This is a genomic window from Planctomicrobium limosum, assembly GCF_051465645.1.
Classification (GTDB): Bacteria; Planctomycetota; Planctomycetia; order Planctomycetales; family Planctomycetaceae; genus Planctomicrobium.
In genome coordinates this window covers 4,318,890-4,343,845 of record NZ_CP195790.1, presented here as the reverse complement: position 1 = coordinate 4,343,845, position 24,956 = coordinate 4,318,890, and the positions used below count along the sequence as shown (strand labels likewise).

13 protein-coding genes are annotated in these 24,956 nt (G+C 54.0%); 6 read left to right on the top strand and 7 right to left on the bottom strand.

Annotation, left to right across the window (positions count from 1 at the left end; genetic code table 11):
• Window positions 1-36: 36 nt before the first annotated feature.
• Window positions 37-261, bottom strand: coding sequence for a hypothetical protein (locus SH527x_RS16555; RefSeq protein ID WP_437191790.1), 225 nt, complete (start codon window positions 259-261; stop codon window positions 37-39).
• A 604-nt stretch (window positions 262-865) separates the two neighbouring features.
• Here SH527x_RS16555 and SH527x_RS16550 point away from each other — a divergent pair.
• Window positions 866-4,228, top strand: coding sequence for a hypothetical protein (locus SH527x_RS16550; protein WP_437191789.1), 3,363 nt, complete (start codon window positions 866-868; stop codon window positions 4,226-4,228).
• Window positions 4,229-4,296: 68 nt separating this feature from the next.
• Entirely contained in the window at window positions 4,297-12,141 is a 7,845-nt protein-coding gene (locus SH527x_RS16545) for a hypothetical protein (protein WP_437191788.1), read from the top strand.
• A gap of 68 nt (window positions 12,142-12,209) precedes the next feature.
• Here SH527x_RS16545 and SH527x_RS16540 read toward each other — a convergent pair whose 3' ends face one another.
• Together SH527x_RS16540 and SH527x_RS16535 are read right to left on the bottom strand one after the other, a co-directional pair.
• Window positions 12,210-14,381 carry a peptidoglycan D,D-transpeptidase FtsI family protein gene (locus tag SH527x_RS16540; protein ID WP_437191787.1) on the bottom strand — a complete coding sequence of 724 codons (2,172 nt, stop codon included), beginning with the start codon at window positions 14,379-14,381 and terminating at the stop codon, window positions 12,210-12,212.
• A 12-nt stretch (window positions 14,382-14,393) separates the two neighbouring features.
• Window positions 14,394-14,912 (bottom strand): hypothetical protein, encoded by a 519-nt coding sequence (locus SH527x_RS16535; protein ID WP_437191786.1) that lies wholly within the window; start codon window positions 14,910-14,912, stop codon window positions 14,394-14,396.
• A 254-nt stretch (window positions 14,913-15,166) separates the two neighbouring features.
• Here SH527x_RS16535 and xylB point away from each other — a divergent pair, with 254 nt between their 5' ends.
• From xylB to SH527x_RS16515, 4 genes are all read left to right on the top strand, one after another.
• A complete protein-coding gene (gene xylB / locus SH527x_RS16530) occupies window positions 15,167-16,705 on the top strand; it encodes a xylulokinase (RefSeq protein ID WP_437191785.1) in 1,539 nt (512 codons plus the stop codon).
• A gap of 98 nt (window positions 16,706-16,803) precedes the next feature.
• A complete protein-coding gene (locus SH527x_RS16525) occupies window positions 16,804-17,301 on the top strand; it encodes an HYExAFE family protein (protein ID WP_437191784.1) in 498 nt (165 codons plus the stop codon).
• Between the two features lie 92 nt (window positions 17,302-17,393).
• Entirely contained in the window at window positions 17,394-17,855 is a 462-nt protein-coding gene (locus SH527x_RS16520; protein ID WP_437191783.1) for a hypothetical protein, read from the top strand.
• A gap of 94 nt (window positions 17,856-17,949) precedes the next feature.
• Window positions 17,950-19,164 carry a beta-ketoacyl-[acyl-carrier-protein] synthase family protein gene (locus tag SH527x_RS16515; protein WP_437191782.1) on the top strand — a complete coding sequence of 405 codons (1,215 nt, stop codon included), beginning with the start codon at window positions 17,950-17,952 and terminating at the stop codon, window positions 19,162-19,164.
• 14 nt (window positions 19,165-19,178) lie between these two features.
• Here SH527x_RS16515 and SH527x_RS16510 read toward each other — a convergent pair whose 3' ends face one another.
• From SH527x_RS16510 to SH527x_RS16495, 4 genes are all read right to left on the bottom strand, one after another.
• Complete coding sequence (locus tag SH527x_RS16510; protein ID WP_437191781.1) at window positions 19,179-20,207, bottom strand: ThiF family adenylyltransferase; 1,029 nt, start codon at window positions 20,205-20,207, stop codon at window positions 19,179-19,181.
• A gap of 120 nt (window positions 20,208-20,327) precedes the next feature.
• On the bottom strand, window positions 20,328-21,203 hold the full coding sequence (locus SH527x_RS16505; RefSeq protein ID WP_437191780.1) for an HAD family hydrolase: 876 nt from the start codon (window positions 21,201-21,203) through the stop codon (window positions 20,328-20,330).
• A gap of 166 nt (window positions 21,204-21,369) precedes the next feature.
• A complete protein-coding gene (locus tag SH527x_RS16500) occupies window positions 21,370-21,651 on the bottom strand; it encodes a DUF5722 domain-containing protein (RefSeq protein ID WP_437191779.1) in 282 nt (93 codons plus the stop codon).
• 3 nt (window positions 21,652-21,654) lie between these two features.
• Window positions 21,655-24,792 carry a PVC-type heme-binding CxxCH protein gene (locus SH527x_RS16495; RefSeq protein ID WP_437191778.1) on the bottom strand — a complete coding sequence of 1,046 codons (3,138 nt, stop codon included), beginning with the start codon at window positions 24,790-24,792 and terminating at the stop codon, window positions 21,655-21,657.
• Between the last annotated feature and the right edge of the window lie 164 nt (window positions 24,793-24,956).

The window sequence follows — 24,956 nt, the reverse complement described above, 5'->3', positions numbered from 1 at the left end:
AAGTCTTTGTCGAAATGCTCGTTCGAAAACGGAAGTCTAGATCATTTCGCGGATTTCGTCGAACCGGAATTCAAAGTGTCGACCGGTTTCCGCTGTCTGACGGCGAGATCGCAAAGCGTCGTCTCCGCGCAGATCGACTCGACTGGAGAAATCCGGCCGTAGCGGACACCGACAGTACGCCACAGCAAAAACGAGCGTCCAAACCGCATTCAACTCAGGGGCTGACGCTGCGATTCGACTGCGTGACGCTTTGCGTCGCATGTGACCGTTGTTCTGGTGAGGGCCTCAAGAATGATGCTCCCACGCCCAGAATGCATGTCAGGATCGCATAGTGCATCCACAAATAGGGGATGAAAGAGCGTTTCTGCCGCTTCTTAACAGCAAAGTATCGATGTCCACACAAGTTACAACGAATCGGATGGTGGTAGAACAGAAGAGCTGGAAAGTCATACCACCGAACTTTTGAATCCCAGAAATCTTCCTCAATTGAATCGGAACACATAACTGCGTCGCCCGGTATTTCGGAGTTTTCAGAGTATCCTTCCAACTGAAACTCATGATCTTGCCCGCTCCCCCTTATTTGCGTCACCTGCGTACAGAGATCAATACGAACGATTGTAGTTTTTTCAATTTCCCCGCATAAACGACACTTTCGCATCAACAGTTCTGCATTCTCTTTTCTTCAGCCGGATTTTTTGAAGATTTTGGAAATGATTTGAAGCCTCGGAGCGTCAAGACTGTCAGGCACCTGTTGCGATTGTGCCGATTCTGACGCACTTCACAGTTCGCGAACTCACATCTGCTGGTTATAGTACGGAACATGCGAAACATAAGCGGCTTACAGCGACTGCAAGGAGAGGCAACGATGCGGCAACTTTTTCAATTTGGAATCTGTTTGCTGACGTTGTGCATTGCGGTTCCTTGCCTGGCACAGGTCGATTCCAACAAGCCGAGTTCACCTCCGACTGAACAAGTCCATCGAACCATCTATGTTCCATTTAAGAACTTAGAGAAGGCAATCGAGACCCCTGACTCGCAGGTGGTGCTGCCGTATTCCTCCTATCAAGAGCTGTTGAACCAGATCAAAGTGGCGGAATCGCGCCGAGTCGGACCGGGCGCGGTGCTGACCAAAGCCACGTACGTCGCGACCGCCGACGAGACATCAGCCAAAATCACTGCGAAGCTGGGTGTCGAATCTCTGAAAGACGGAGCCGTACTGCCGCTGGAGTTCGGGGACGCTGCGATTGGAAGTCTGACAGCACCAGAGGGGATCCTGCTGCAGGCAACCGGAACTGGAACCTATGCGCTGATCATTCCGAAAGCGGGATCTCATTCAATTCAACTGGAACTCGTCACCCGCATCAATCAGTCGCCGTCCGGGCGTGAGATCTCGCTCAACTGTCCGGTTTCCCCCGTCACAGAGTTGGAAATCACCGTTCCACAAGCGAATCAGACAATCGACGTCGCCCCGAAAGGTGTTCCGATTGTGTCCGCTGAAGCCGCTGCCGAGAATGTGACGAACACGAAAGTCGCTGTTGGAGCCACTTCGAAAATTCAGGTGCGCTGGCATGCCTCCGCCAGTAACGCACCAGAAATGAATCTGCTCGCCAGCGTGAAGAACCAGACGCTGATCACCATTGCCGACGGACAGATCCACACACGCAGTTGGCTGACCTATGACGTGATGCGCGGAGAAATGAATCAGGTGCGCGTGGCCTTACCAGCCAATATGCGCCTGCTGGATGTTCGGTCTGCTTCCCGTATTCAGAACTGGAAAGTTCAGAAGCGCGAAGGAAGCCAGATTGTGACCATCGATCTGCTGCAAGCTGCAAACAAGCAGTTTTCATTGGAACTCGATGCCGAAGAGAAACTCGAATCCAACGAAATTGTCACAGGTGGCATCACTGCAGATGGGAAAGTGCTTGGAATTCAGCCGATGGACGTGGTGCGTGTGAGCGGAATGCTCGCAATCCACCATGGGCAAGACCTCTCCGTGAATGCCAGTTCGCCGCAAGGACTGGTCCGCATCGACGCCAGTGAAGCCAATCCAGAACTGAGAAGCAACAGTGGTCTGCTCTATCGTTATTTCACCGCAGACCATTCGCTGTCACTCTCTGTTCAACCAGTTCTGCCTCGAATTCAGGTGAATCAGAACAGTCGAATTTATCTGCAATCAGAGCATCTGACGTTCACCGAAAAACTCGACTACAAGATCGAACGAATTGGCATCTTCGGACTGACGATCAAGCTGGCCGACGATGTCACTATCGATCAGGTCACTGGGCGAAACGTCAAAAGTTTCAACGTTCAGGACGGGCTTCTGAGCGTCCAATTCAACCAGCAGACAATGGGAAGCATCGACCTGTTGCTGACCGGTCGAATGCCGCTTGAAAACACCGAAGGTAAAGAGACACCGCTTCCAATTTCGAGTCCAGAAGGCGTTGAACGAGACGAAGGAACTGTGTTCGTCTATGCCAAAGATTCCGTCGAAGTTCAGACTCCGCTCCCCTCTGTGCAGTCCGCTCAACCGATTCCGATTGCGGACGGCGCGAGCGAAGGCGATTTCCGACTGACGTCAGCCTGGCGTTATTACCGCCGTCCAGTCGTCATCCCGGTCCGATTGCAGCGTAAGCCAGCTCGCATTCTGGCCGAGATCGCAACCACCATCGACATTCAACAGGAAGTCTCACGAGTCAAATCGCTGCTGACATATTCTGTCGAGCTCTCTCCGGTGAACACGTTCCGTTTTGAAGTCCCTGAGTCGATTTCAAATTTGATTCGCATCGACGTGACACCCGGTAACCACGTTGCTGTTCCGATTCGCCAGAAGACCGCTGCGGAACCTGTCGACGGACGGGTCGTCTGGACCATCGCGACCCAACGCGAGTTAATCGGCAAACAGACATTCACCATTTCTTATGACCTGCCAACGACTGTTATCACAGACAAAAAAGAGGCCGACAATGCGGTCACATTCCCGTTGCCTCGTCCTCTTGGAATCGTGAACAACGCTGGAGAGGTCATCACTCCCATCGCATCACTGATAGGGGAAATCTCAGTTCAGAAGGATCGTACGCTTTCACTCGTAGCGACTCCAAGTTCTTCACTCGAACAGATCGATAATCGAGAACTGACGCTGCTTCCGCACGGAGGCACACTCGCCTATCAATACTATCGCGATGACGCTGACGCTCCGGCATCACTGGAGATCTCGACACGCCGCTATGAGATTCAGAATGTCGTCTCGACAATCATCTCGCGCGGACTTGTGGAAGTGGTCGCAAGCCAGGACCCGCAAGCGACATTCCGCTGCCGTTATGTCGTGCAGACAACGGAACGTCAGCGGTTGCTTGTCGCATTGCCTGCTCATCTGGAAGTGCTTGGCACATTTCTCAATGATCGGGAAGTGAAGCTCGAAAAAGCAGAAGTCGCATTGCCAGATCACCTCAAACTTTTCAGCCCGTACTGGTTGAACATCGCTCGTCCGGATTCGTCTGAATCTTCGTTCCTGCTGACCTTCCAGTTCCTGTGGAATTTGAATCCGTCACTCGGACAAAGTCGCTTTGGAAGCGGAGACTTGCACCTTCCGTTGCCTGTCATTGATGTCACCGGAAATGGTGTCGTTCAGGAACAAAAGGTTCTCGTCTGGATTCCAGAAAAGTACGCCCTGATCGGACATCCTGCCCCCTTCCGGATGCAGACGATTTCGACGCCCTGCCAGATTCTTTGCGGGCAAAAGCCGGATCGCAATGCGACCGCGGCAGAAGCATGGGTTCTCGATGGTCAGAAGGCTCCTGCAGGGATCTCTCAATTCCCGACGAACGGCCGTCTGCCATACATCTACAATAAATTGGGTCAGGCATCCTCGATTGAAGTTCGCTGGTGGAACCGCCTGAGCATGACCATCCTGTTCAGCGTCGCAGCGGCACTCATCGGTTGGATTCTCGTCCACACATCATGGGAAAACCGGTTGGGCATCCTGCTGTTCTTCACATTTGCTGCTGCACTTTATGGGCTCTATGACAATGCGAGCCTGAACGCAGCCGTGTCAGCCGGGAAATATGGACTCGTGGTGATGATCCTGATCTGGGTTCTTCACGCCGTCCTGGGTCGTCCGACACCGGTTCCCCCAACCAAGCCGACACCACCTGCTGACGAGCCTCCCGCTGAAGCCTCAGGGGATGGTGAACCATTGCAACCGGAAACGCCTCCGCAGCCAGCGACGTAATGCTGCTGTTGAGACACTTTCGGCCTGTCCGCGTGAATTTCTGTCGGAACGTTGCAGTGAGCAAAATCATGTTTCCAGCCATCAGTAACCCTTTAGAGCGAAATTCATCGACGCATCGCAATCCAGCAGCGAAGACGATTCGCTCTGGCTGGCCGTTGCGTTACCTGATGCTCTGTCTGGCGTGGATGTCACTCGTCTCGGTTGTTGCTGCAGAAGAGAAGCCCCCTGCCCCTGAGGCGGCTGCGAATCAGCGGATCTCAGCACCGATTCCAACACCAGTGCTGCCTCCTCCAGTTCTGGATATCACCGAGATTCAGCAGATCTATCTTCCAGGGGAATTTCTGGGTGAAGTGATTGCGAAGCAGGGAAAGTCAGCCCTGCTCTCTCGCGATGAATTCGAGAAGCTCGTCAAAGCGGCACGCGATTCACTGAAGTGGCCGACAGGAACTTCACAACAACCAGTCATCGGAACTTCGGACTATCAGGTCACCGTCTCCGGGCAACGACTGGTCGCCAAAGTCACAATCAGCATCACGACCTCAAACCCCGCCAGTACGGTTGATCTGCCAGTCTCAGGCTGGAGCGTTGAGTCCGCAACGTTGAAGGGAGAACCGGTTGCAGTCGCTCGCACAGGTCCGGACTGGAACACTCTGCGAGTCTTCTTCCCAAACGCTGGCACGCATTCCCTGCAACTGACGTTGTCTTGCGCCATGCAGACAACAGGAAGTGATCAACTCGCTGGCTTTCAATTGCTCGGCGGCTCCAATGGAACATTCCAGCTCAGCCTGCCGACAAAGAAGATTGTTCTCGCCAATGGCCTGACGTTCGCCCCCGAGAAAGAGTCGGAATCGCCTGTTGTTTACAAGATTCCGATTGGTGGACAACCAAAACTCGAACTGACAATTACTGATCGCAATCAGGCAACGCAAACAGATTTATTGACGTTCGCCAACACGCTTTATCACGTCGCGATTCAGCCCGGTGAAGTGACGTGGAATGCAGTCACGCAACTGCAAGTCTACGGGCACCAGATCAATCAGTTGGACTGCCGTATCCCGAGTAATCTGGAGATCACTCAGGTGGAGTCTGAAGGACTGGAATCATGGACACTTGAAGATGATGAATCCAACAAAGATCAAACCCGTCTGATTTTGAAGTACCGGCTGCCATTTGATGGTCAACGCCGACTTTCGGTTCGTGGAATTCTGTCTCCCGCTCTCGGGCAGGCATGGACTGTTCCCCAGTTTCAGATCGAAGACATCACCGCTCACACCGGAGCAATCTGGGTCAATGTCCCTGACATGGTCCGTGTGCAGACAGTGAACCAGAATGGGGTTCGTCCAACTGTCATCAAAGGGGCCTCCGTCGATGCGACAAAACCGGGTCAGACGGCAATTGACTTTTCATCACAAATTGCGTTTGATGTCTGGCGAGACGACTTCCAGTTGGAGTTCCTCACAGAGCTGAAAGAAAGTCCGCTGCAGGCAGCGATTACGAATGTTCTGCTGATTCGCGATTCAACGCTGGTCCTCTCATCAACGATCGGCCTGCAACCACGCCGCTCACCTGTTTTCGAAGTTCGCTTGCGTCTCCCTGCCGATTACTACATCGACACCGTCGAGATGCCCGGTGTCGAAGTGACATGGGAAGTCGTGAACGCCGAGGCCGGGGTTCAGGAACTCCGTATTCAACCAGCAAAGCCACTTCAGCCAGGCCAGATTCAGACGCTCGCTGTCCATGCAACTCATGAGCCGGAAGGCTGGCCGATCCAGCAGACTCCGATGTCGGTTCCGTTGCCGTACGTGAAACTGATGCAGGCAGGCATGGTCGAGATTCTGTATGGGATCTGTGCAGATACCGTGCTGGAAGTGTCGCCGGTCGATGTCGTCGGCCTTGATCCCGCTCGAAAAGCCGAGATGGAATCATTAAACCAGAAACTGACTCAGCAATCCGAATCATTGCGACTCGGTTTTGCTGGTCAGGAAACCACCTATCAAGGACAACTTCAGATCGCCCGACGACCAGGCACTCTGACAGCAGAAACAGTTTCTCTCTTCCGGGTGGAGCGGGAAACCGTCACCACTCAGATTCAGTCACGTCTTTCAATATCCGGCGGCGGTGTGCGCTCGTTGAAGATCAGCGCCAGCGAACAGGCTGGCGATCAGCTCCGCTTCACCCTTGAACCAGTAAACGATGGAACCACCGTTCCCGCCAAACTACTGGAGCAAGTTCCAGGAGCACCAATCAACGGGGTTCGTCCGTGGCTCCTGAACTGCGATCAGCCGCTGCGAGGAGTTTATCTCCTCAAAACACGAGTCTCGCTCCCTCGCGGGGCCGCAGACGAGTTCCAACCGGTCGAACTCCGCTTCACTGATGCCACTGCACAAAGCGGATTCATTGCCGTGAACGGAGCAGAAGACGAGGACGTACGCATCGTTGATCTGGGCGCCGATGGACAGCCACTGCAGATCGTCGACCCCATCGATTTCCCGACGGAAAGTCTCCCATCCACAGCACGCGTTGTCGCAGGCTTCCGTTATGCGCAACCGGGATGGTCATTGAAAGTCACTTCAACGCAGTTCGCGAAGGGAAGCATTCCTTCCGCTGTCGGTTCCCAGTTGAAAATGACGAGCGTCTTCAGTGATGCTGGGCTGATTCAGCAGCAAGGGATTCTCAATTTCACTGCCGTCGGAATGCAGAATCTGGTTGTTGATCTGCCTGCGAATTCACGATTGTGGGCCGCTCTCATCGATGACCAGCCTGTTGAAATTCGTCAGGCCACCGATGGACTGAGAATTCCACTTAGCCAACTGAATTCCAATCAAAGCCACACTCTGAAATTGCTTTTCGATCAAACCAATGAAGAGATTGAATCCGTCTCAAAGCAATCACTGATTCCACCGCGATTTGCCATTACATCCGGAACCGGGCAGGAACAACCACTACCGATTCTTGAGCAAACATGGGACGTCCATTATCCCGACTCGCTTGTGGTCTTGAACAGCCGGGGGGTGTATCAGCCTCAATCCTCATCACTCTTCAATTGGAACCTCTGGGTGGATCGTGCTCGTCGTGAAATCGGGGCTGTTTCGATTCCGGAATTACTCTTCAAACTCGCCGCTCTCGCTTTGTTTGGGGGAACGATTTACTTCCTGGTAAGTATGCGTGCCAAGACACTGGCTTCCGGTTGCTTCTATATTTCTATTTTCATCCTGACCGTGATCGTCGTTCTGTCTCTCATCTTTGTAATGAGTACCGTCAGACATGAAGGCCGGGTTCAACACGACAAACTTGCTCCAACACAGACTCTCCCTGAAGCACATCCAGCTGTGGAGTTGAGTATTCAAGAGCGGTCTTCCATCCCGATGCCGAAAGAACCTGCCGCTCCCACATCTGCTCCAGTGGGACGAATGGCACCACAGGCTCCTCCAGTGTCAGATCTCTATTATTACGAACAAGGCAAGAGCATCCGGAAGGAAAAGCAGAACGCGCGTCTGTCACTTGCAGCGACATTACACATCCCTGAGGACTCACAACATCAGCAGTTCCTCTATCGTGGAAATCTGCCTCCCGGTCAGGAAACTCCGCTCCTCATCAAAACCGCCGACAGAACGACTGCCCAAATGATTCAGTTGATTCTTGCAGTCAGCACGGCCGCAATTGGTTGGATGCTAAGAAACGCTTCTTCGCGAACGCGTCGGCTCTGGGCAGTTATGACCTTCGTTTTGCCGTTAGCCGTACTCAGCCTCACCTTTGGCTGGACCGAAATTGTCGTTGCTGGCATCTTCCTCGGCGGAGCAGCCAGTCTGATTTTCTGGGGCCTGTATTGCCTTGGCCAACCAAAGTGCAATGACTCTCAGAAATCACTTCAACCACAAAGCCTGAATGGCATCTCCTGTGGGCTGATCATCGCAGCCAGTCTGTTGACCGGATCTCCATTGCTGGCTCAGGACTCTCAGAAACCTGCTCCTCCGAAACCACAGGCACCGTACGTCGTCATTCCGTATACCTCATTAGAGACGCTGACGGCTGCTGATCGAGTCTGGGTTCCTCCAGCACTCTATGAACAACTCTGGAAGCAGGCGCACCCGGAAACCGGAATTGCGATCGCAGGGACGGAGCCGGCATCCATTGCAGAAGCAAATTACGTGGCAGAAGTGGAACCAGGTGCGATTGCCGGACGGATTCGCATCACCGCCCGTTGGGTGGCAATCAATCAGACTGAAACGCCGCAGACACTGCGTCTCCCTGTGCGTAAAGTCAGCGTGCAGAATGCGAAAATCGGTACTGAGAACGCTGCGATCACGGTCGACAAAGATGGATTCGCAGGAGTTGTCCTTCCTAAGCGAGGACTGCATCTGATCGATGCGGAATTCATTGTGCTTGGCGAAGTGACGAAGCAGTCAGGCCAGTTTGTTCTGGAGACAGACCGCGTCACAGCAGGTGCTCTGACCTTCTTCCCACCAGAGTCCAAAGAACCGCAGCGCCTGCTCGTGAACGGAGGTTCTAATCTCTTTCAACGACTGGAAGTCAACAAGCGCTCCGCGATTCAGACTCCGGTCGATCGTGGAGGCAAGATCTCCATTTCATGGCAGCCAGAACGTCAACAATCAGAGACATCCAACGTTCAGCACTTGGAATCGACACTGGCCGTTTCGGTGTCCGACGTCGGCTTGAATCAGCGTCAGGATTTTCAACTCACTGTTCGACAGGGAGCCGTTGCCGAATTGCGATTCGTCCTGCCGGAAGGTCTCTCTGTCCGCCAACTGAGCGGGTCGGATCTCGCAGGTTGGGGAATCGCGTCTGGCGAGAATGAGAAGCGTCATCTGACAGTGCAGTTCCGACGGGAAGTCGCTGATCAGACGAAGTTTCAGATTGAACTGTTCCAACCCATCGCTTCCGATGAGGACTCTCAGAACGTCGAACTCAAGACACTTGAACCCGTCGAAGTCACCAGAGAAACCGGCCGTATCGGCATCGAGTCGCCTGCCGAGTTGAAAGTGGCCATCAGTGAGGCGAAGGGTCTGCAGCAGATTGACGCTGCATCATTTCCAAAGGAATTGTTTCAACGCGAGACGCCCGCGACATTCAGCTATCGCTATGCAGCACGTCCGTTTCAACTGCAGTTACAGCTAGAACGTCGCGCTGGAAATGTTCATGCCATCGCCGATCACGGCGTTCACCTTGGTTTACGAAAGCTCGCGATTGCGACACGAATCCGCCTGAAGATCAACGAAACGCCTCGCAGACAATTTGAGATTCTGGTTCCTCAAGGGTTCCAGACACTCGATGTTGTCTGCGCAGAGTGCACGGATTGGTACGTCATCAATCCTGGCGGGGACGAAGATCAACGACTGACAATTGAACTGGATCGTCCACGAACCGGAGAGATTGAACTCAGTCTGACAGGTCAGTTTCCACGCGACTCTGCCCCGCAGGAAGTTGCCATTATCCTGCCGATGCCAGTTGCCGATCAACACACCAATTCACTGGGAATCTGGCTGGAGCCAGGCGATCAGGCGAGCATTGCGGACTCCGGAAGCTGGAAGTCTGTTCCCCCGGAAACTTTGCCGGAAGACTCGAGAAAGCTACGCAGCGAACCGGCTCAATTTGCACTCACTTCCACCGGGGAACCCGAGGAGATTCGTCTCGACGTTCGCAAACTGCCACCAGAAGTTCGGGTTGATGCCGCAATCTGCACCGTGGTTGGCGACGCCACCATCGACTACGGGATGACGTTCCGCTGGACGGTCACACAATCTTCAACAGACACATTTGCGGTCACGACTCCTGACTGGCTCGGGCAGCTTGATTTCGATGCTCGAGGAGTGCGTCAAATTCGATCCGAACCTGGCGAGAGAGGATTTCGTCGCTGGATCATCTCTGTCATTGAACCGGTTCAAGATCAGTTCCTGATCACCGCTGCAGCAACGGTCGCGCTCCCCGCCGATCAGATTGTGAAGACTCCGCAGCTTTATTTCCCGATGATGTCTGGCCCGAATCCTTTTGCTGAACTTCAGAGTCAGCGACAGTTTGCCGTTCTCGTCAATCTGTCTCCCAACCAGTTATCCCCGACAGATCCGAAGAAGATCGAACCGCTGACTGTCGACGATCTTCCCCTGAACCTTCCAAACGACCTGATTCGTCAGGCAGTACAGATCGTGCGTGTTCGTGAAAAGCAGCATCCAGAGTGGAAGATTGATCGGCCTCAGCGCGTCGAATCGTCTCGGGCTCTTGTGCTTTCGGCAATGCTGACAACCGTATTGCAGCGAGATGGCAGCTGGCGTTCTCAGGCAATCTATGGTGTTCGCAATCGAGGGCAGCAGTTCCTTGCTTTGCAGATTCCACCTGACTCCGAGATTCTGTCGGTCACTGTTCGCAATGTTCCATCGAGAACAGTTCTGTCTAAAGTCGGCGACAAACCGGTTCAACTGATTCCGTTGCCGCAAACCAGTTCTGCGGATCTCTCGTTTGATGTCAACGTGATACTGGCAGGAAAACTGTCCAGCACATTGCCTTCGACCTACAGTGTTTTCAGTCGCAAACTCGCCATTCCTGCACCAACGATTTTGACTCCAAAGGATTCACCTGAGTTCGGTGTTTCAACTGCTCAGACGGTCTGGAACGTTTATGTTCCTGATCACTTCAAGGCTGTCCCGGACACCGATCCAAGCAGAACAAATGTTGTCTGGCATGAGGAATCCGGGTGGTACGAAGCCGAGATGCAGGCGATTCAACGGTACCGTTCTGACTTGGCAGAGTTGAATCGCGTTCTGACAGACTTCGGAACCAGCTCTTCCAGTCAGTCATTGGTAAAGCAGAACTTGAAACAGTTAAAGGACCAAATCAGAGGACGCCAAAGTTCATTTGGTTCATACGATCCTGTTTTCGCACCGTTCCAACAGGAAAGCGAAAAACTTTTGCAGGATCTCGAAAAAGCTGAGCAACTCAGCAACGCAACTCAGGTCTCTCCTGAGTCAAAAGCGACTGGATCGGGCGCTGGGAACCGAGGAATCGTGACGAACTTGAACGAAGCAATTATCTCGTCCAATTCGATTCAGGACCGCGTCATCGAGCAGAAGTCACCACAGGCAGATGAGAGCTTTGGCTTCTCCCTTTCGGAACTACAAATTTCAAAAGGTCGTCGTGACAATCAGGCTGATGAGCATCAAGAGCGTTCCCGCTTAAGGTCTCAGATTCAACAGCAAGCCCCAATCATTCGCCGAAATGCCGAACCAGAATCAAACCTGCCAATTCCTTCCGGGAAACCTCAATCATCTCCAGCGTTCTCTGGACAATCTGGAGGTCCCGCCTCTGGAAATAAAAGAACAAACTTAAACCGTCACCTTTCCAAATCCGGAGGCATGGGAGGGATGGGCGGCGGCATGGCAGACACGGACGAGATGCGTGTCGTGGGCGGCATGGGCGGCATGAAAGAAGAACAACTCGGTAACAGAATCCAGAAAGCAACTCCTGCGATCAAAGGAGAGACAAGTCAGGAATTGCTCCCCAGAGACACGAACTCCGACACAGACGCTCTGGCTGCGGGTGTCCCTCAGGCGAAGCGGACTGAAGGAGGAAGTCTTTCCATTCCAGTGATCTTGCCAGTGACCGGTCATGAGCTTTCATTTTCACGAGTGGGCGGCAACCCGGAACTTTCACTGCAGGTCAGCGGAACAGAATGGCGAACTTGGGCTTCCGGCCTTCTTTGGACCATTCCCTGCCTGCTGATTGCCGCTGCCGTATTCTGGTGGAAATCCCGCTGCCATCAACCGCAATCCGTGTTCAATCGCATCGCAAACATTGCGATTCTGTTGAGCATCCTTGGAGTTCTGTTGTCGTCGGGTGATCTGACGTTCCTGTTTATCATCCTGTTTCTTGTCGCAGTCAGCATCAAGTGCATGCTGAAGTAACATGAGCAGCAGATGTGACTCGCACCAGGCTGTTTACGGATGTTTCGCATCTCGGGAAGCTGATCAATTCACAGGGGGTCAGGTGGTGCTCCCGGTGAACTCACAGGAGCTGCTGCTGGCGGGGTGACCACTGGCGGTCGCAGCTCCCCCATCCCCAGCAATTCAAGCACGAAGTCACGAAAGACAGGGGCGGCGTTCTCACCTGCTCCGCCATGTTCCAGAACCACGACAACCGCAACTCGGGGATTCTGTGCGGGAGCATATCCCGCGATCCAGGCATGATCCGCTTTCTCTCCGACTGTGCCGGTCCCACACAACGCTGCCATCGGGAGTAGATCAACCTGCGCTCCACGGGCGTTTCCATTCTCGCTCTGAACTGATTGTTCGAGCCCGCGACGCAGCAAAGAAATCGACGCTGCACTCAGTCCCGGAATACGCTGTGGCGCGAGTTGTGCCAGTTCATCTTCATCGACTTTTGCAACATGCGGAGTCACCAGATATCCCCCGTTGGCAATCGCCGCCATCACTCGGGCAACCTGCAACGGGCTGACAAGAACCGCTCCTTGACCGACTCCGAGTTGCAGTGTTTCTCCAGTCACTCGCTGCCGTCCGTTCGAACTTTGGGCAACCAGCGATGCCAGCGAAGGAAGCTTTCCTGAGGTCTCGGATGGAAGATCAATTCCGGTTGGCTGTCCTAACCCGAAACGTGTTGCCCAGCCGAGCAATGACTCCGGGCCCATGCGTCTCGCAAAGTCGTGAAAGCAAACCTGACAAGACTGACTGATGGCCTCGTCTAACAGCAACTGGCCATGCCCGATCCCCTGCTGTCGGAATAGCAAACAACGGTAGCGATCCGGCTGATCGAGAAATCCCTGACAATGCAGAATCTCACCTGGCGCGGTGATGCCGGACTCCAATGCCGCTGTGGCTGTAATTAACTTGAATAATGCACCCGGCGGGAGTGCCATCTGAGTCGCACGCGAGAACAACGGCATCCCGGGATCACGCTGCAGTCGTTCCCACTCCTCAACGGTCGGTCGAGCAAGGACCGGCAATGATGGGCGAGGGCTGTTCGCCAGCGCGAGGATGTCACCAGTCCAGACATCCATCGCAACCAGACAGGCCCCACGTGGGATCACTCCCCCGGCGGAAAGGCTTTGTGGGGGCGGATACAGAACTCGATCGAGTGCCTGTTCTGCCAGCTGTTGCAGCTGAGAATCAATCGTCAGCACAACGTCCTGACCATCCTGCGGCAATCGAAGCACTTCTGACTCAACCAGTTCTCCATGACGATCCCGAATTCGTTTTGTTTCTCCGGGAATCCCTTGAAGTACTGCCTGATGTGATTTCTCAACGCCGGCCTCGCCTTTGCGAACACCAGATGAATCGTTGTCGTCTGCCACATGGCGACGAACTCCGACGACATGTGAGGCGAGCGTTTGTCTCGGATAATGACGCGACGAATTTGAACGGATCTGAACACCACGAAATCGGGCAGGTTGAGACTGAATCGTCGCGACAACCTGCAGGGGAACGTTCTTCAGGACGACATGATCCTGCAGTTCCTCTTTCAGAATCAACGGATCATCCGCGAAGCGATCTGGGGACGTGGTCAGTTCATCGACGACAAGTCTCGCGACACCTGTCAGTCCGTCAGACCATTGAAACTCCTCCGCAGCGGCGGCTTCAGCCTTCTGAAAGCGTCGCTGCTCGACGGACGCTCGCATCGTCTCGATTCGCTTCTGGATCTCACTCATCCGCTGTGCCATCACCTGCGAACTGGCCCCGGTGACGGCTTCCAGACTTGCCAGTAACTCCGTCTGATGGGCGAGAAGCTGTTGTTCGATTTCCTTGCGTCGCTCTGGATTCTTTCGATCCTTCGATGACAGCTCTTTCATCGCCTGACGTCGGAGCCACGACGCATTCATCGGGGTTTCGAGCCAACGGTAATCGACCGAGATGTCGTATTCCACTTCGTCCTGAGCGAATACAACACCGTCGCGTGAGACGATGCGCCCATCACGTGCCGGAACGGTTTCCAACTCAATCGCAGGCGTTTTCCAGGGGGTAATAAAGCGTTCCCCTACAAACGCCTGAATATGCACCAGCCGAGCCATGATCGGGAGCTGAAGCAGAACAATCAAAGCGGCCAGAATCAGGGGACGTCGTCGGGAATGGTCGACCGTTGAAGTCGATTCCACCCAATCTGCAGTCAACTGTGAGAACGGTTGATTACGCACGACACCAGGACCTCACGCCCTGTATTCGCGAAATGGAGCATTGCGAAGTGAACTGTAAGACCACAGCTCAGACACGGCCATCAGCACAAATAACACCAGAAATGTTGCCGCCTGCCGACCAGCCTGCGCGACGATGAGTTCGGTGACATTCAACTGACTGTCAGACAGAAGCCCCAGTCCGACTCGCGACGCCCCCAGAACGGCCAGTAAGACAACAGAAAGCAATGCCTGATCGATCATCGATCGTGCTCCTCGCTCTTCCGAATTGAAGAACTGAGCAATCAGTCCCAGCGTCGCACAGATTACGATTCCCGAGCCGACCGGTTGGTTCCAGACATCGTCCTGAAGCAACCCGATGAGCCCGGCCCAGAAAACACACTCTGCTTTCGTCCACCATAGGCAGACGCACAGCAGAATCAAATCCAGTCCAGATGGCAGCACCGATGCATTTTTGAACCAGACCGGGAGCGCAAGTTCGCCTGTCATCGCGGCAAAGACGAGTGCTCCAGTCATCATCCAACGTTGCATCATGTACGAATTCCATGAATCACGACATCCAATACCAGACCGGGTACGACGGCCTCCGTCCTGAAGAAACTCGTTCGCCCAATGCCATGATTCGTGAGAAAACATACCGCGAATCGAGTTTTTGAGGCAATCCGCATTTCCATGGGCAGGATTTCAGACGTAAAAAACATTGACATGCACGACGCCTGATTCGTTCGAACTTCCACGCAGAAGTTGCTAACTTGGAGCCGAAACGACGCTCCTGCAGGAATATCGCGATGCGCATCTATCTGGGAATCGATATCGGAACGAGCGGAACCAAGACACTCGCCGTTCGTGAAGACGGTTTCATTCTGGCTTCGGCGACGCAGGAATACCCCCTCGCAAGTCCGCATCCCGGCTGGTCCGAGCAGAATCCGGAAGACTGGTGGAACGCCGCGGCCGAGACCGTTCAGGCGGTTCTTCATCAGGCAAAAGTCGATCCCAAACAAGTCGCCGGCATCGGACTCTCTGGCCAGATGCATGGAAGCGTCTTCCTGAATCGAGAGCACCAGGTCATTCGCCCGGCTCTACTTTGGAACGATCAACGAACGACTCGGGAGTGCGAAGAGATCGAGTCGAAGGCCGGAGGTCGAGCGGCTCTCATCGAAATGGTCGCGAACCCGGCGCTGACAGGGTTCACCGCTCCCAAGATTCTCTGGCTGCGCAACAACGAGCCGCACAACTATGAACAACTCGCTCAGGTGCTGCTTCCGAAGGACTATATCCGTTTCCGTCTGACAGGTGAGTTTGCCACCGAAGTCAGCGATGCCTCAGGCACTCTCTTGCTGGATGTTCGAAATCGCTGTTGGAGCCAATCACTCCTGACTCGCCTGCAAATTGACCCCGCGTTGCTGCCGAAGGTCTATGAGTCTGAAGAGGTCAGCGGAACATTACACGCAGCAGCGGCGCAGCGACTGGGCCTTCCGGTCGGGGTTCCGGTTGTCGGCGGTGGCGGAGATCAGGCCGCAGGTGCGGTCGGTAACGGAATTGTCTCCCGGGGAGTCATTTCCGCGACGATGGGAACCAGTGGGGTCGTCTTTGCGCACAGTGATGAAGTTCAGATCGATCCGGACGGACGCCTCCACACATTCTGCCATGCCGTCCGTGGGAAATGGCATGTCATGGGCTGCGTCCTGTCAGCCGGAGGCAGTCTGCAATGGTATCGAAATCAGCTGGGACAGCCTGAAAGCAGTGTCGCCGCTGCGATGGGACTCGACCCGTATGAACTTCTCGCGGCAGAAGCGGCACAAGCACCGGCCGGATCAGAAGGGCTGTTCTTCCTGCCGTATCTGACAGGTGAACGCTCCCCTTTAAATGATCCCCACGCACGTGCGTCGTGGATCGGGATGACGTTGCGACATCATCGACCGCATCTGGTCCGCTCGGTCATGGAAGGGGCCACCTATGCCATGCGTGATTGTCTTGAAGTGACTAAAGAAATGCAGATCCCCGTCGGGGAAATTCGTGTCTCAGGGGGAGTCGCTCGAAGCCCGTTCTGGAAGCAATTGCAGGCCGATATCTATGGACAACCGGTCGTCACGATCAACACAGAACAAGGTCCGGCCTTCGGTGTTGCTCTGCTCGCTGCCGCAGGAACCGGTGCCTACAAAGATGTGGTTGAAGCTTGCGAAGCAACGATTCAGGTTGTCTCCCGAACCGATCCTGATGAGAAGGCATTGAAGACATACAATCTCGCTTACCCGATGCATCGCAAGCTCTATCAGTCCCTCAAAGCCGACTTCAAAGCAATCGAAGACCTTGTTCGCAACGGATAATTCCCTGACAGTGGTTTTCACACAAACAGCGAGTCCCTTCAATTTCATGAAGGACTCGCTTTCGATCATACTTCTAAGCGTATTCTCGATCTGATCCGATGGCGAAGCGATGCAATCATTATGACGTTGCATTCGAAGAGTTGCTCAGACTCCTTCGTCGCCCTTACGTGTCTGTGAACGAAACCCGAAGGGCTCTGACACACGAGACGTCACTGAAATCAATGGATTTTATTGTCTACTCTAACAAGACAGAAAATCTGCTTGTCGATGTGAAAGGCCGCAAGCTGGCTCCCCGATCTCGCTGCTGGGAAAACTGGGCCTCCGAAGATGACATTTCCAGTCTGATGAAATGGGAGCAAGTGTTCGGCAGTGGCTTTCGTTCGATGCTCGTCTTCGCATACGACATCACCGCTCCCTGTTCGTCACAACATCACACGCTGACATGGGAAATCCAAGGACGGCGTTATGCGTTCTATGGTATCTGGGCAAATGAATACGCCTCGGCCATGCGATCCTTCTCTCCCAGTTGGCGGACGGTCAATTTACCCAATCCGGAATTTCAGCGACTTCGCCAACCGCTCCTGGACGTGCTGTAATCGACGAACCACATTCGGAATCGCCCCTAAAAATGGCCGCTGTCTGACCGATTGACGCGACTTTCATTGGTATTTCAGCAATGTTTCACCTGATGAAACGACGACTGCCGAGCCACAAGAGTGGAGGAACCGGTCTGGTTCACGACACATCAGTCGTTTTTCGTGAGTTCTCGCTTTTCAAAACATGGCAAACTCCTGACAATCAGGGTTCAAGGCGTGAATTCACGACTGCTCTAGAACGGCACAGGTTAGACATCATGAAGGCGACAACCACGATGCTCGCTCGCTGGCGACACCAGACTGCAGGGCAGGTATGTCTTCTGGCCGCACTCGTTCTTTCAACGTCGACTGTTCTTGCTCAGGAAGAGGGAGCCGCTCCCCCGGAAGCAACTTCCCCTGCGCCCCCAGCACCTTCCGCGACTCCAGTGACACCATCAGCCATTCCCGGTGGAACCCCTGTCGTCACACGCCCCATGTGGCTGGATGGCGGGATTACCGTCGTCATGATCGGGATCGGGTTATTTGTTGTCTGTAAGAACAGCAATCGGACGTAATCCCCCCCTCTCGTTCCCCATCACCATAAATCTCTCTTCTGATTCAACTGACACGGCCAATTGAAATGCTGCTGCAATTCGGGAATGGTTGGTCGTGAATCAGGTGCGGATTGCTGTAACTGGCGTTGGCATGGTGACCCCGTTTGGCGTCACACGAGACGCATCCTGGCAGGGACTGATTTCCGGAAGGAGTGCAGTCACCTGGCTCGATGACCGCCTGTCGTTCACGCCTGCTTCCAAGCCCAAGGAATATTTCGGGGCAACCGTACCTTGGACTCCTGAAACCGATGGGCGACTCGTTCCATTCGCTCGTCGCGCTGCCAGTGAAGCCGTTGCACAAGCCGGGCTCTGTCGTAAATCACTGCGGGATGCTGCCTGCGTCATCGGCACCAGCAAAATTGATATGCCTCTCTTCGATGACTACGCACGTTCTTCTGGCAGTGCGAACTCATCAGCAAACGGTTTCACCCTGTGGAATACCGGTTCTCCATCGGCCGCAGTCGAAGCGGTTGCAGCCGATTGGGGATGCGAAGGTGGAGCAATTTGCCCGGTCGCCGCATGTGCAACGGGCCTCATCAGTATCCATCAGGCAGCAACACTCATTCGTCAGCAGAGCTGTTCAGTGGCCATCGCCGGAAGTGCGGATGCCGCTCTCCATCCAGGATTGCTGTCGTCGTATAAACGCCTGGGAGTGCACGCTAAAGCCGGTGACGATCCCTCAAAGGCATGCCGTCCACTCGACCGGACTCGTAATGGGTTCGCTGTTGGCGAAGGGGCCGCATGCCTCGTGCTGGAAGACTGGAATCATGCCGAACAACGGGGTGCAACGATTCTCGCAGAATGGCTGGGTGGCCGGATGGCAAGCGACCCGTCAGGGCTGACGCTAGTGAATGATGATGGCCAGACACTCTTCGATGTCGTGACTCGACTCTTGAATGACCTGAACCTCACCCCTGCCGACCTTTCCTGTATCAGTCTGCACGGAACCGCGACCAAGTTAAATGATCGCTCTGAAGCACGGACATTTAACCGGTTGTTTGAGAAGGTCAGTCGAACTGTCCCGGCGTTTGGCGTGAAAGGGGCAATTGGTCATTTGATGGGAGCTGCCGGAGCCGTCGAAACGGCTGCAGCTGTGTTGTCATTGCAACACCAGATCGTCCCCCCGACATGCAATCATCACCAGCCAGAAGAAGAGAACCGGATCAGTCTCTGCCCGTCTGCGAGACCGACTCAGCTCTCGCATCTCTTGAAAGTCTCACTCGGATTCGGCGGGCATGTCGTCGCCGGAGTGCTCAAGCGAGTAGACTAACGTTCTGCTGCTGCTCAGGTGCCGATGTACCGAGTATAGAGCGACTTCGCTTCAATCAGATCCTCGGTCCCACTGATGATCGCCCGACCATCTCGAAACAGCGTCAGTTCAAACGTGGAATCCGATGGACGAAACAGCAGCAGGAACGGGTTGGTTTTCACTTCTCCCAGTTGCTGCAAACGATTCGCAATCTGATCGAATCGCATGCCAGCCGACTCTGCTGGAGCAATTTGAACCGAGTTGCGTCCACACAAAACGGTTGACTGAGACCCTTGCTTTCCATGCAACCAGAGTCGCTCTTCACCACTGCAACAGGGACACAGATCCGGCCGTAATGATTCCAGTTTGATGTGCCGGAAGCGTCCTTCCCAGACATCCAAAATGGTCAGTTCTGGCGACACGAGTTCCGGCTGCCCTGACAGGATCTTGAGTGCGGCAACGACCTCTAGTGACGCCACGATTTGCACCGCAGCTCCAATGACTCCGGCCGTGTCGCAGGTTTCTCCGACTCCGGGGCCGGGTGCCTCTGGCATCAGACAGCGAAAGCAGGGAGTAGTGCCGGGGAAGATCGTCATCGTCTGCCCCTGACTGCCGACGCATCCTCCATGCACCCAGGGGATGTTCAGCTGCACAGACGCATCATTCATCAGGAATCGGGTTTCGAAGTTATCCGTTCCATCCAGAATGACATCGGCTCCCTGCACCAGTTCCAGAATCGTCGTGTGATTCAGATCCAGCACATGTGGTTCGATCTGCACCTCACTATTGATGCGGCGGAGCTTGTTCGCAGCGGCGATCGCCTTGGGGAAGCGCTGCTGAACATCGTCTTCGTCGTAGAGCACCTGACGCTGCAGGTTCGAAAGTTCGACGAAATCGCGGTCAATGATACGGAGCGTTCCGACACCTGCACGAACCAGTGATTCGGCGATCACGGACCCTAGAGCACCACACCCAACCAGTACTGCGGTCGATCTCAACAAACGCTCCTGACCTGACTCACCGAGTCCGGCAAAGAGTGTCTGCTTACGATATCGATCGACCATGAAACATCGTCACAGAAGAAGGGACAAAAGAAATCGAACGGCTCTCAAAAATTGACCAGCCGCACATCATGGATGTACGGCTGGTTTTCGAGATACGCAATCAACGAACGTCTCAAAGACTTACCAGCTTGGGTTCTCTGGCAGGTACTTTTCGAATTCCTTGATCAACTGTTCCTGGTAAGCGCCGGCGAAGGTTCCATTGAAGAACTTTTCGAGTGCTTCCTGATTGAAGCGAACCCAGCTCTGCTCTTCGTGACCTGGATTGATTGGATAGAAGAGTGCTCCGACAGCCTGAGCCGCGGCCTGATCACCAGGAGCGTCCCCGATCATCAGGATCTTCTCAGGTGCATAGCCAAATGCTTTGCAGATGTTCAGAGATTCTTTCTTGCTTCCGGTTTCCTGACCGGCGATGCACTGCACGTATCCATTGATGCCGTGCTCTTCCCATTCTTTCTGCAATGCCCCGTTCGGAGTCGCAGAGCAAACGATCAGGTCAGCTTTGGCCTGCATCTTCGCAAGTGCTTCTTCAACACCTGGGAATGGAGGAACATCATGGACGAGGTCGTTGACGGATTCATCAACAGCCTTGGACCAGGCATAGGTCAGCAGCAGATCTGGATCCTGTGTCTTCTCAGCTTCTGGCCCGAGAGTCTTGGTCCCCAGTTTGGTTTCGCGTTTCACCCAATCGCGAACTCCCTGCAGCTTCGGGAGCTTTGCACCGCGACGCTGAACTTCTTCCCGCTTTTCCAGCAGGTCGAGCGCCAGCAGGTAAGCCGGGAATCGGTTTGCACCACGAGTCTTGGAGTACAGGTTCGTGAACTCGGCGGCTTCACGAGCGTATTTGGAGATGGGCTGCAGGCCGAAGTGCTTGATGAAGTTCGGAATGAAGCATTCTTTGTGCTTGATCTCCATCGAGTCGAACGCACATCCGTCCGAGTCGATCCCGATCAGAAAATCATGATTCTTTTTAAAGTTATCAAGACCGAGCTGAGACACTGAATCCTCCTGCTGTCCCTGTTCAGGACATGGTTTGAGACGATGAGCCTGTTTCGAGCCGACTCGTCGCCGATCAACCCAATCTGGCTAAATGACAATAAAGGCCATCTCTCACTCACGTAGAGCGAAACGTACGAACTCCCGACCGAATTCCCGATCAGAAGCACTATAGACTATGCCATGACGGATCGCCGTGAAAGTGCAGAGATTTCGGTTTCATCGAACCTGACTCGCACAAACAACGACTGATTAGTTTCGACGACTCCTTGTATGCGACTGCATAAGCCGCCGCCTGTTCCAATTCATCACTCCCTCGCCGATTCACAAAGTGGAATCCCCTCTCCGGCAGAATTGCCCCACGCGGCTTTCCCTCAAACTGAGGTTCCGGGGTATTGAGGTGACTCATCAAGACTTTCAGATTCCTGAAAGTCACCGCATGGGCATCCATGGTCTAACGGCGTCGCTGCTGAGGGGCACCTGGAAGTAACTTGGCGTTGGGAGCCTCTGGCGGGAGATCCAGCGCGAGAAACGCAAACAGATCAGCCAATTCTTGTGGCGTCATAGTCCGTTCGAGTTCATCCGGCATCATCGACAGTTCGCTCAACTTATCCGCCTCGATTTGACTCCGCGGAATCGTTTCCAGTTTGCCGCCCTGAATCTTCAAGACAACCCGTTCCGGACTGTCTTCAACTGGCAATCCAGTGAGGACTCGGCCATCTTCAGTCGCAATAATGCGAGCCTGAAAACCGGGCCCAATCACGGCAGACGGATCAAGAACATTCTGGAGCAGCTGGTTCCAGTCGTTGCGTCCGTTACGTGTGATATCAGGTCCAACTTCGGCACCTTCACCATAGATCTTGTGGCATTGAGCACATGTCTTCTGGAAGACCTTTACTCCAGCAAATGGATCGCCCGGTGAGCCATGCAGGAAGTCACGAGTCCGCCCGATCGCTAACTGGCGATCCTGCTTCACACCGGCACGAATCGAGCCATACAGTTTCAGGACTAGCGGCTTCAACTGCTCATCCTGAAACGCATTGATTCGTGCCAGCTGGTTCTGGTTCACCAATGACTTATCAATTCTCCCAGCATCAATTTCCTTGAGAAGTGCGACGCTCCACATCGGGCGCTGCGTGAGAACTTCAATCACTTTTGGGCGAAGATTCACGTCAATCTTGTGGAAATTCGTAATCAAGATTTCCGCCACCCGAGGATTGTTGATGCGGCTGATGTTGTCGAGAATCGCCGTACGCACAGGCATTGCCGTCTCTGCCTCTGAGATCAAATCCTGAATCGTGTCCAACACTGATTGATCGTTTACCGCCATCAATGTCTGCAATGCGGCCGCGCGATCCGCAGGGGACTCGCGTCGATTGATCACCACGGTTCGAAGTTCACGCTGAGCATCAGCATCCCCCCAGATAGCATTCAACAAAGTTGCATTGCGAGAGGTCTCGGCAACCATTCGCCATCCGGAAACAAACTGTCGTGCGGCTGAAATTTTGTCTTCCGAAATCGTCTTCTTTACAGCACGATCATTGAGAATCGCCAGACACGCTGACTGTGTCTGAATCGACGAATGACTCTGTGCCGCTGCCAGCAATGTTGCGAGAACGTCCCCCTGCATTGAAGGACTATCGCAGACCACCTGCAGGCTCCAGTTCAGCAATGAAACCAGCCCCTGATCGCCAGATCGAGATAGGCCTTCTGCAAGTTGACGAGCAACAAGAGCGGGATCTTGCTGCATCGTTGGCTTGAGGTTTGCCCAGACAATCTGTTGCAGAATGGGGTCATCTGCACCGAGACGACTGATTTCAATTGCGGCTGCAACCAGCGATCTACGAACATCGTTTTCCAAGCTTGTGAGCCGCAACAGTTTTCCAATCGCGATGGTATTCTGCAGCAGAACACGCGAGTCACGTCCCTGATTCTGAACCACGTCGCCGACCAGCGTTTTCACAGCGATTGCATCTGGAAGTCGATCCGCCAGCAATCGGTTTCTCCAGGCGTGCAGCAACGGCTGATCAACTGGAACCTGAGTCGCCAACCGGTTCGCGTCCAGAGCGTCACCGGCATTCAGAGCCCAGAGAGAACGCAGTCGAGATAAGACGTTTCGCTGAGTGTCCTGCACACGGCCCAGCAGTACCTGCTCAGTCTCTTTCCCGGAGTCCGTGAGCAGAATTTCTCCCAGTAAACGTTGAGCAGTTTCTTTCAGGTATCCATTTCCGCCATCGAGCAGTTCGATCAATTCGGCCGGACTCTTCTTCGAAAGATCGCCGGGGTGAGTGACTGGTGTCTGTGTGTGACGAATTCGGTACAGGCGACCACGAGAACGTTCAATTCCGTTCGGGTCTGCAATGGCATCCTGATAGCAGTGATAGCGGTCGTACCAGTCGAGAACATACAGGTTGCCGTCCGGGCCAATCTTCTGAGCCACTGGCATGAACCAGGGATCATTGGATGTCATCAAGTCAGCGAGTTTCGGCTTCTCCGGCTCCCCAGTTTTCGCAATGACGCCATAAGTGTCCTGATCCCACGCTCCCGGTTTGGGAGTAAATCCGGGATGCGGACGCCCTTTGAATGTAGACCCGACTCGTTCAACGATGTCAGCGTTCAGACAGCCGCCGTGAATGTTCCCCATGTACAGAACATTGCGGTATTCCTGCGGAAACGCGTCGGTGTCCATCCAGACAATCCCGCAATAAGCGGCCTTCTGATGTTTGTGATTCACAATCGACCGCATGGGCCATGTATGGGACGGGTAAGGTCCGCCCTGACGGATGTAATACCCGGTTTCAACGAGATGCCAGAGATGATCAATCACGCAGGCTGAGATGAAGAACTCACCTTCTTCGTTGAAGGCGAGTCCCCAGGGATTACTCGTTCCTTCTGCAAAGATCTGGAATTCTTTCGTTCGTGGATGAATTCGATACAGAGCGCAAGTGAAATCGAAACTCTTCTGCCCCTCCCGATAGTTCGGGTTCGATTTGGGGTAGCTCAGCTTGCAATAGTTGTAAACCCCATTGAGTCCGTATAGCCATCCGTCTGGTCCCCAAGTCAACGAGTTGGGAAGCTCGTGCGTATCGGTACGACCAAACCCGGTCACGATGACTTCGGACTTATCTGCCTTGCCATCTCCATCGGTGTCCTGCAGGAAAAGGAGATCAGGGGCATTCACCACCCAAACGCCGCCGTTTCCAACAGCAATGCCGGAAGGAATGTTGAGCCCTTCGGCAAAGACCGTCACCTTGTCGACTTTGCCATCTCCATCGGTATCTTCCAGAATCTTCACTCGGTCCCGCCCCGGCCCCGGTTCGTGACGCGGGTATTCGAAACTCTCGGTGACCCAGTAGCGCCCCTTCTCGTCGATGGCCATCGCCACCGGATTCATCACATCCGGTTCGGCCGCGACGAGTTCAACAGAAAAGCCCTCTGGAACGGTCATCTTCCTGACGGCTTCCTCCGCTGAGGTCGGCTCGCCGGGCGGTCTGTCATGGCGTCGCGGAATTTCCAGCTTTTGAGCACGGACTTCGCAACAGACGAATAACAATCCCAATAGAAGCGTGGCTGCTCTTAAAAAATGCTGCATCTTGCACTTACCAGTTCTCAAGCCCAACACATTCCGGAAAATTGATGCTAATTCTGACCTGACAGGACAAGAAATAAAAGGATGTCGATATCTAATTGCCCTGATACTCGGCACTCAATGCGGTTCCAGTTGCCGTACGAACAGTTCAACGACACAACCTCATG

Coding starts and splice junctions, on each gene's coding strand:
- SH527x_RS16555 (WP_437191790.1), bottom strand. CDS start 261: ATGCGACGCAAAGCGTCACGCAGTCGAATCGCAGCGTCAGCCCCTGAG.
- SH527x_RS16550 (WP_437191789.1), top strand. CDS start 866: ATGCGGCAACTTTTTCAATTTGGAATCTGTTTGCTGACGTTGTGCATT.
- SH527x_RS16545 (WP_437191788.1), top strand. CDS start 4,297: ATGTTTCCAGCCATCAGTAACCCTTTAGAGCGAAATTCATCGACGCAT.
- SH527x_RS16535 (WP_437191786.1), bottom strand. CDS start 14,912: ATGATGCAACGTTGGATGATGACTGGAGCACTCGTCTTTGCCGCGATG.
- xylB (WP_437191785.1), top strand. CDS start 15,167: ATGCGCATCTATCTGGGAATCGATATCGGAACGAGCGGAACCAAGACA.
- SH527x_RS16525 (WP_437191784.1), top strand. CDS start 16,804: ATGGCGAAGCGATGCAATCATTATGACGTTGCATTCGAAGAGTTGCTC.
- SH527x_RS16520 (WP_437191783.1), top strand. CDS start 17,394: ATGAAACGACGACTGCCGAGCCACAAGAGTGGAGGAACCGGTCTGGTT.
- SH527x_RS16510 (WP_437191781.1), bottom strand. CDS start 20,207: ATGGTCGATCGATATCGTAAGCAGACACTCTTTGCCGGACTCGGTGAG.
- SH527x_RS16500 (WP_437191779.1), bottom strand. CDS start 21,651: ATGGATGCCCATGCGGTGACTTTCAGGAATCTGAAAGTCTTGATGAGT.
- SH527x_RS16495 (WP_437191778.1), bottom strand. CDS start 24,792: ATGCAGCATTTTTTAAGAGCAGCCACGCTTCTATTGGGATTGTTATTC.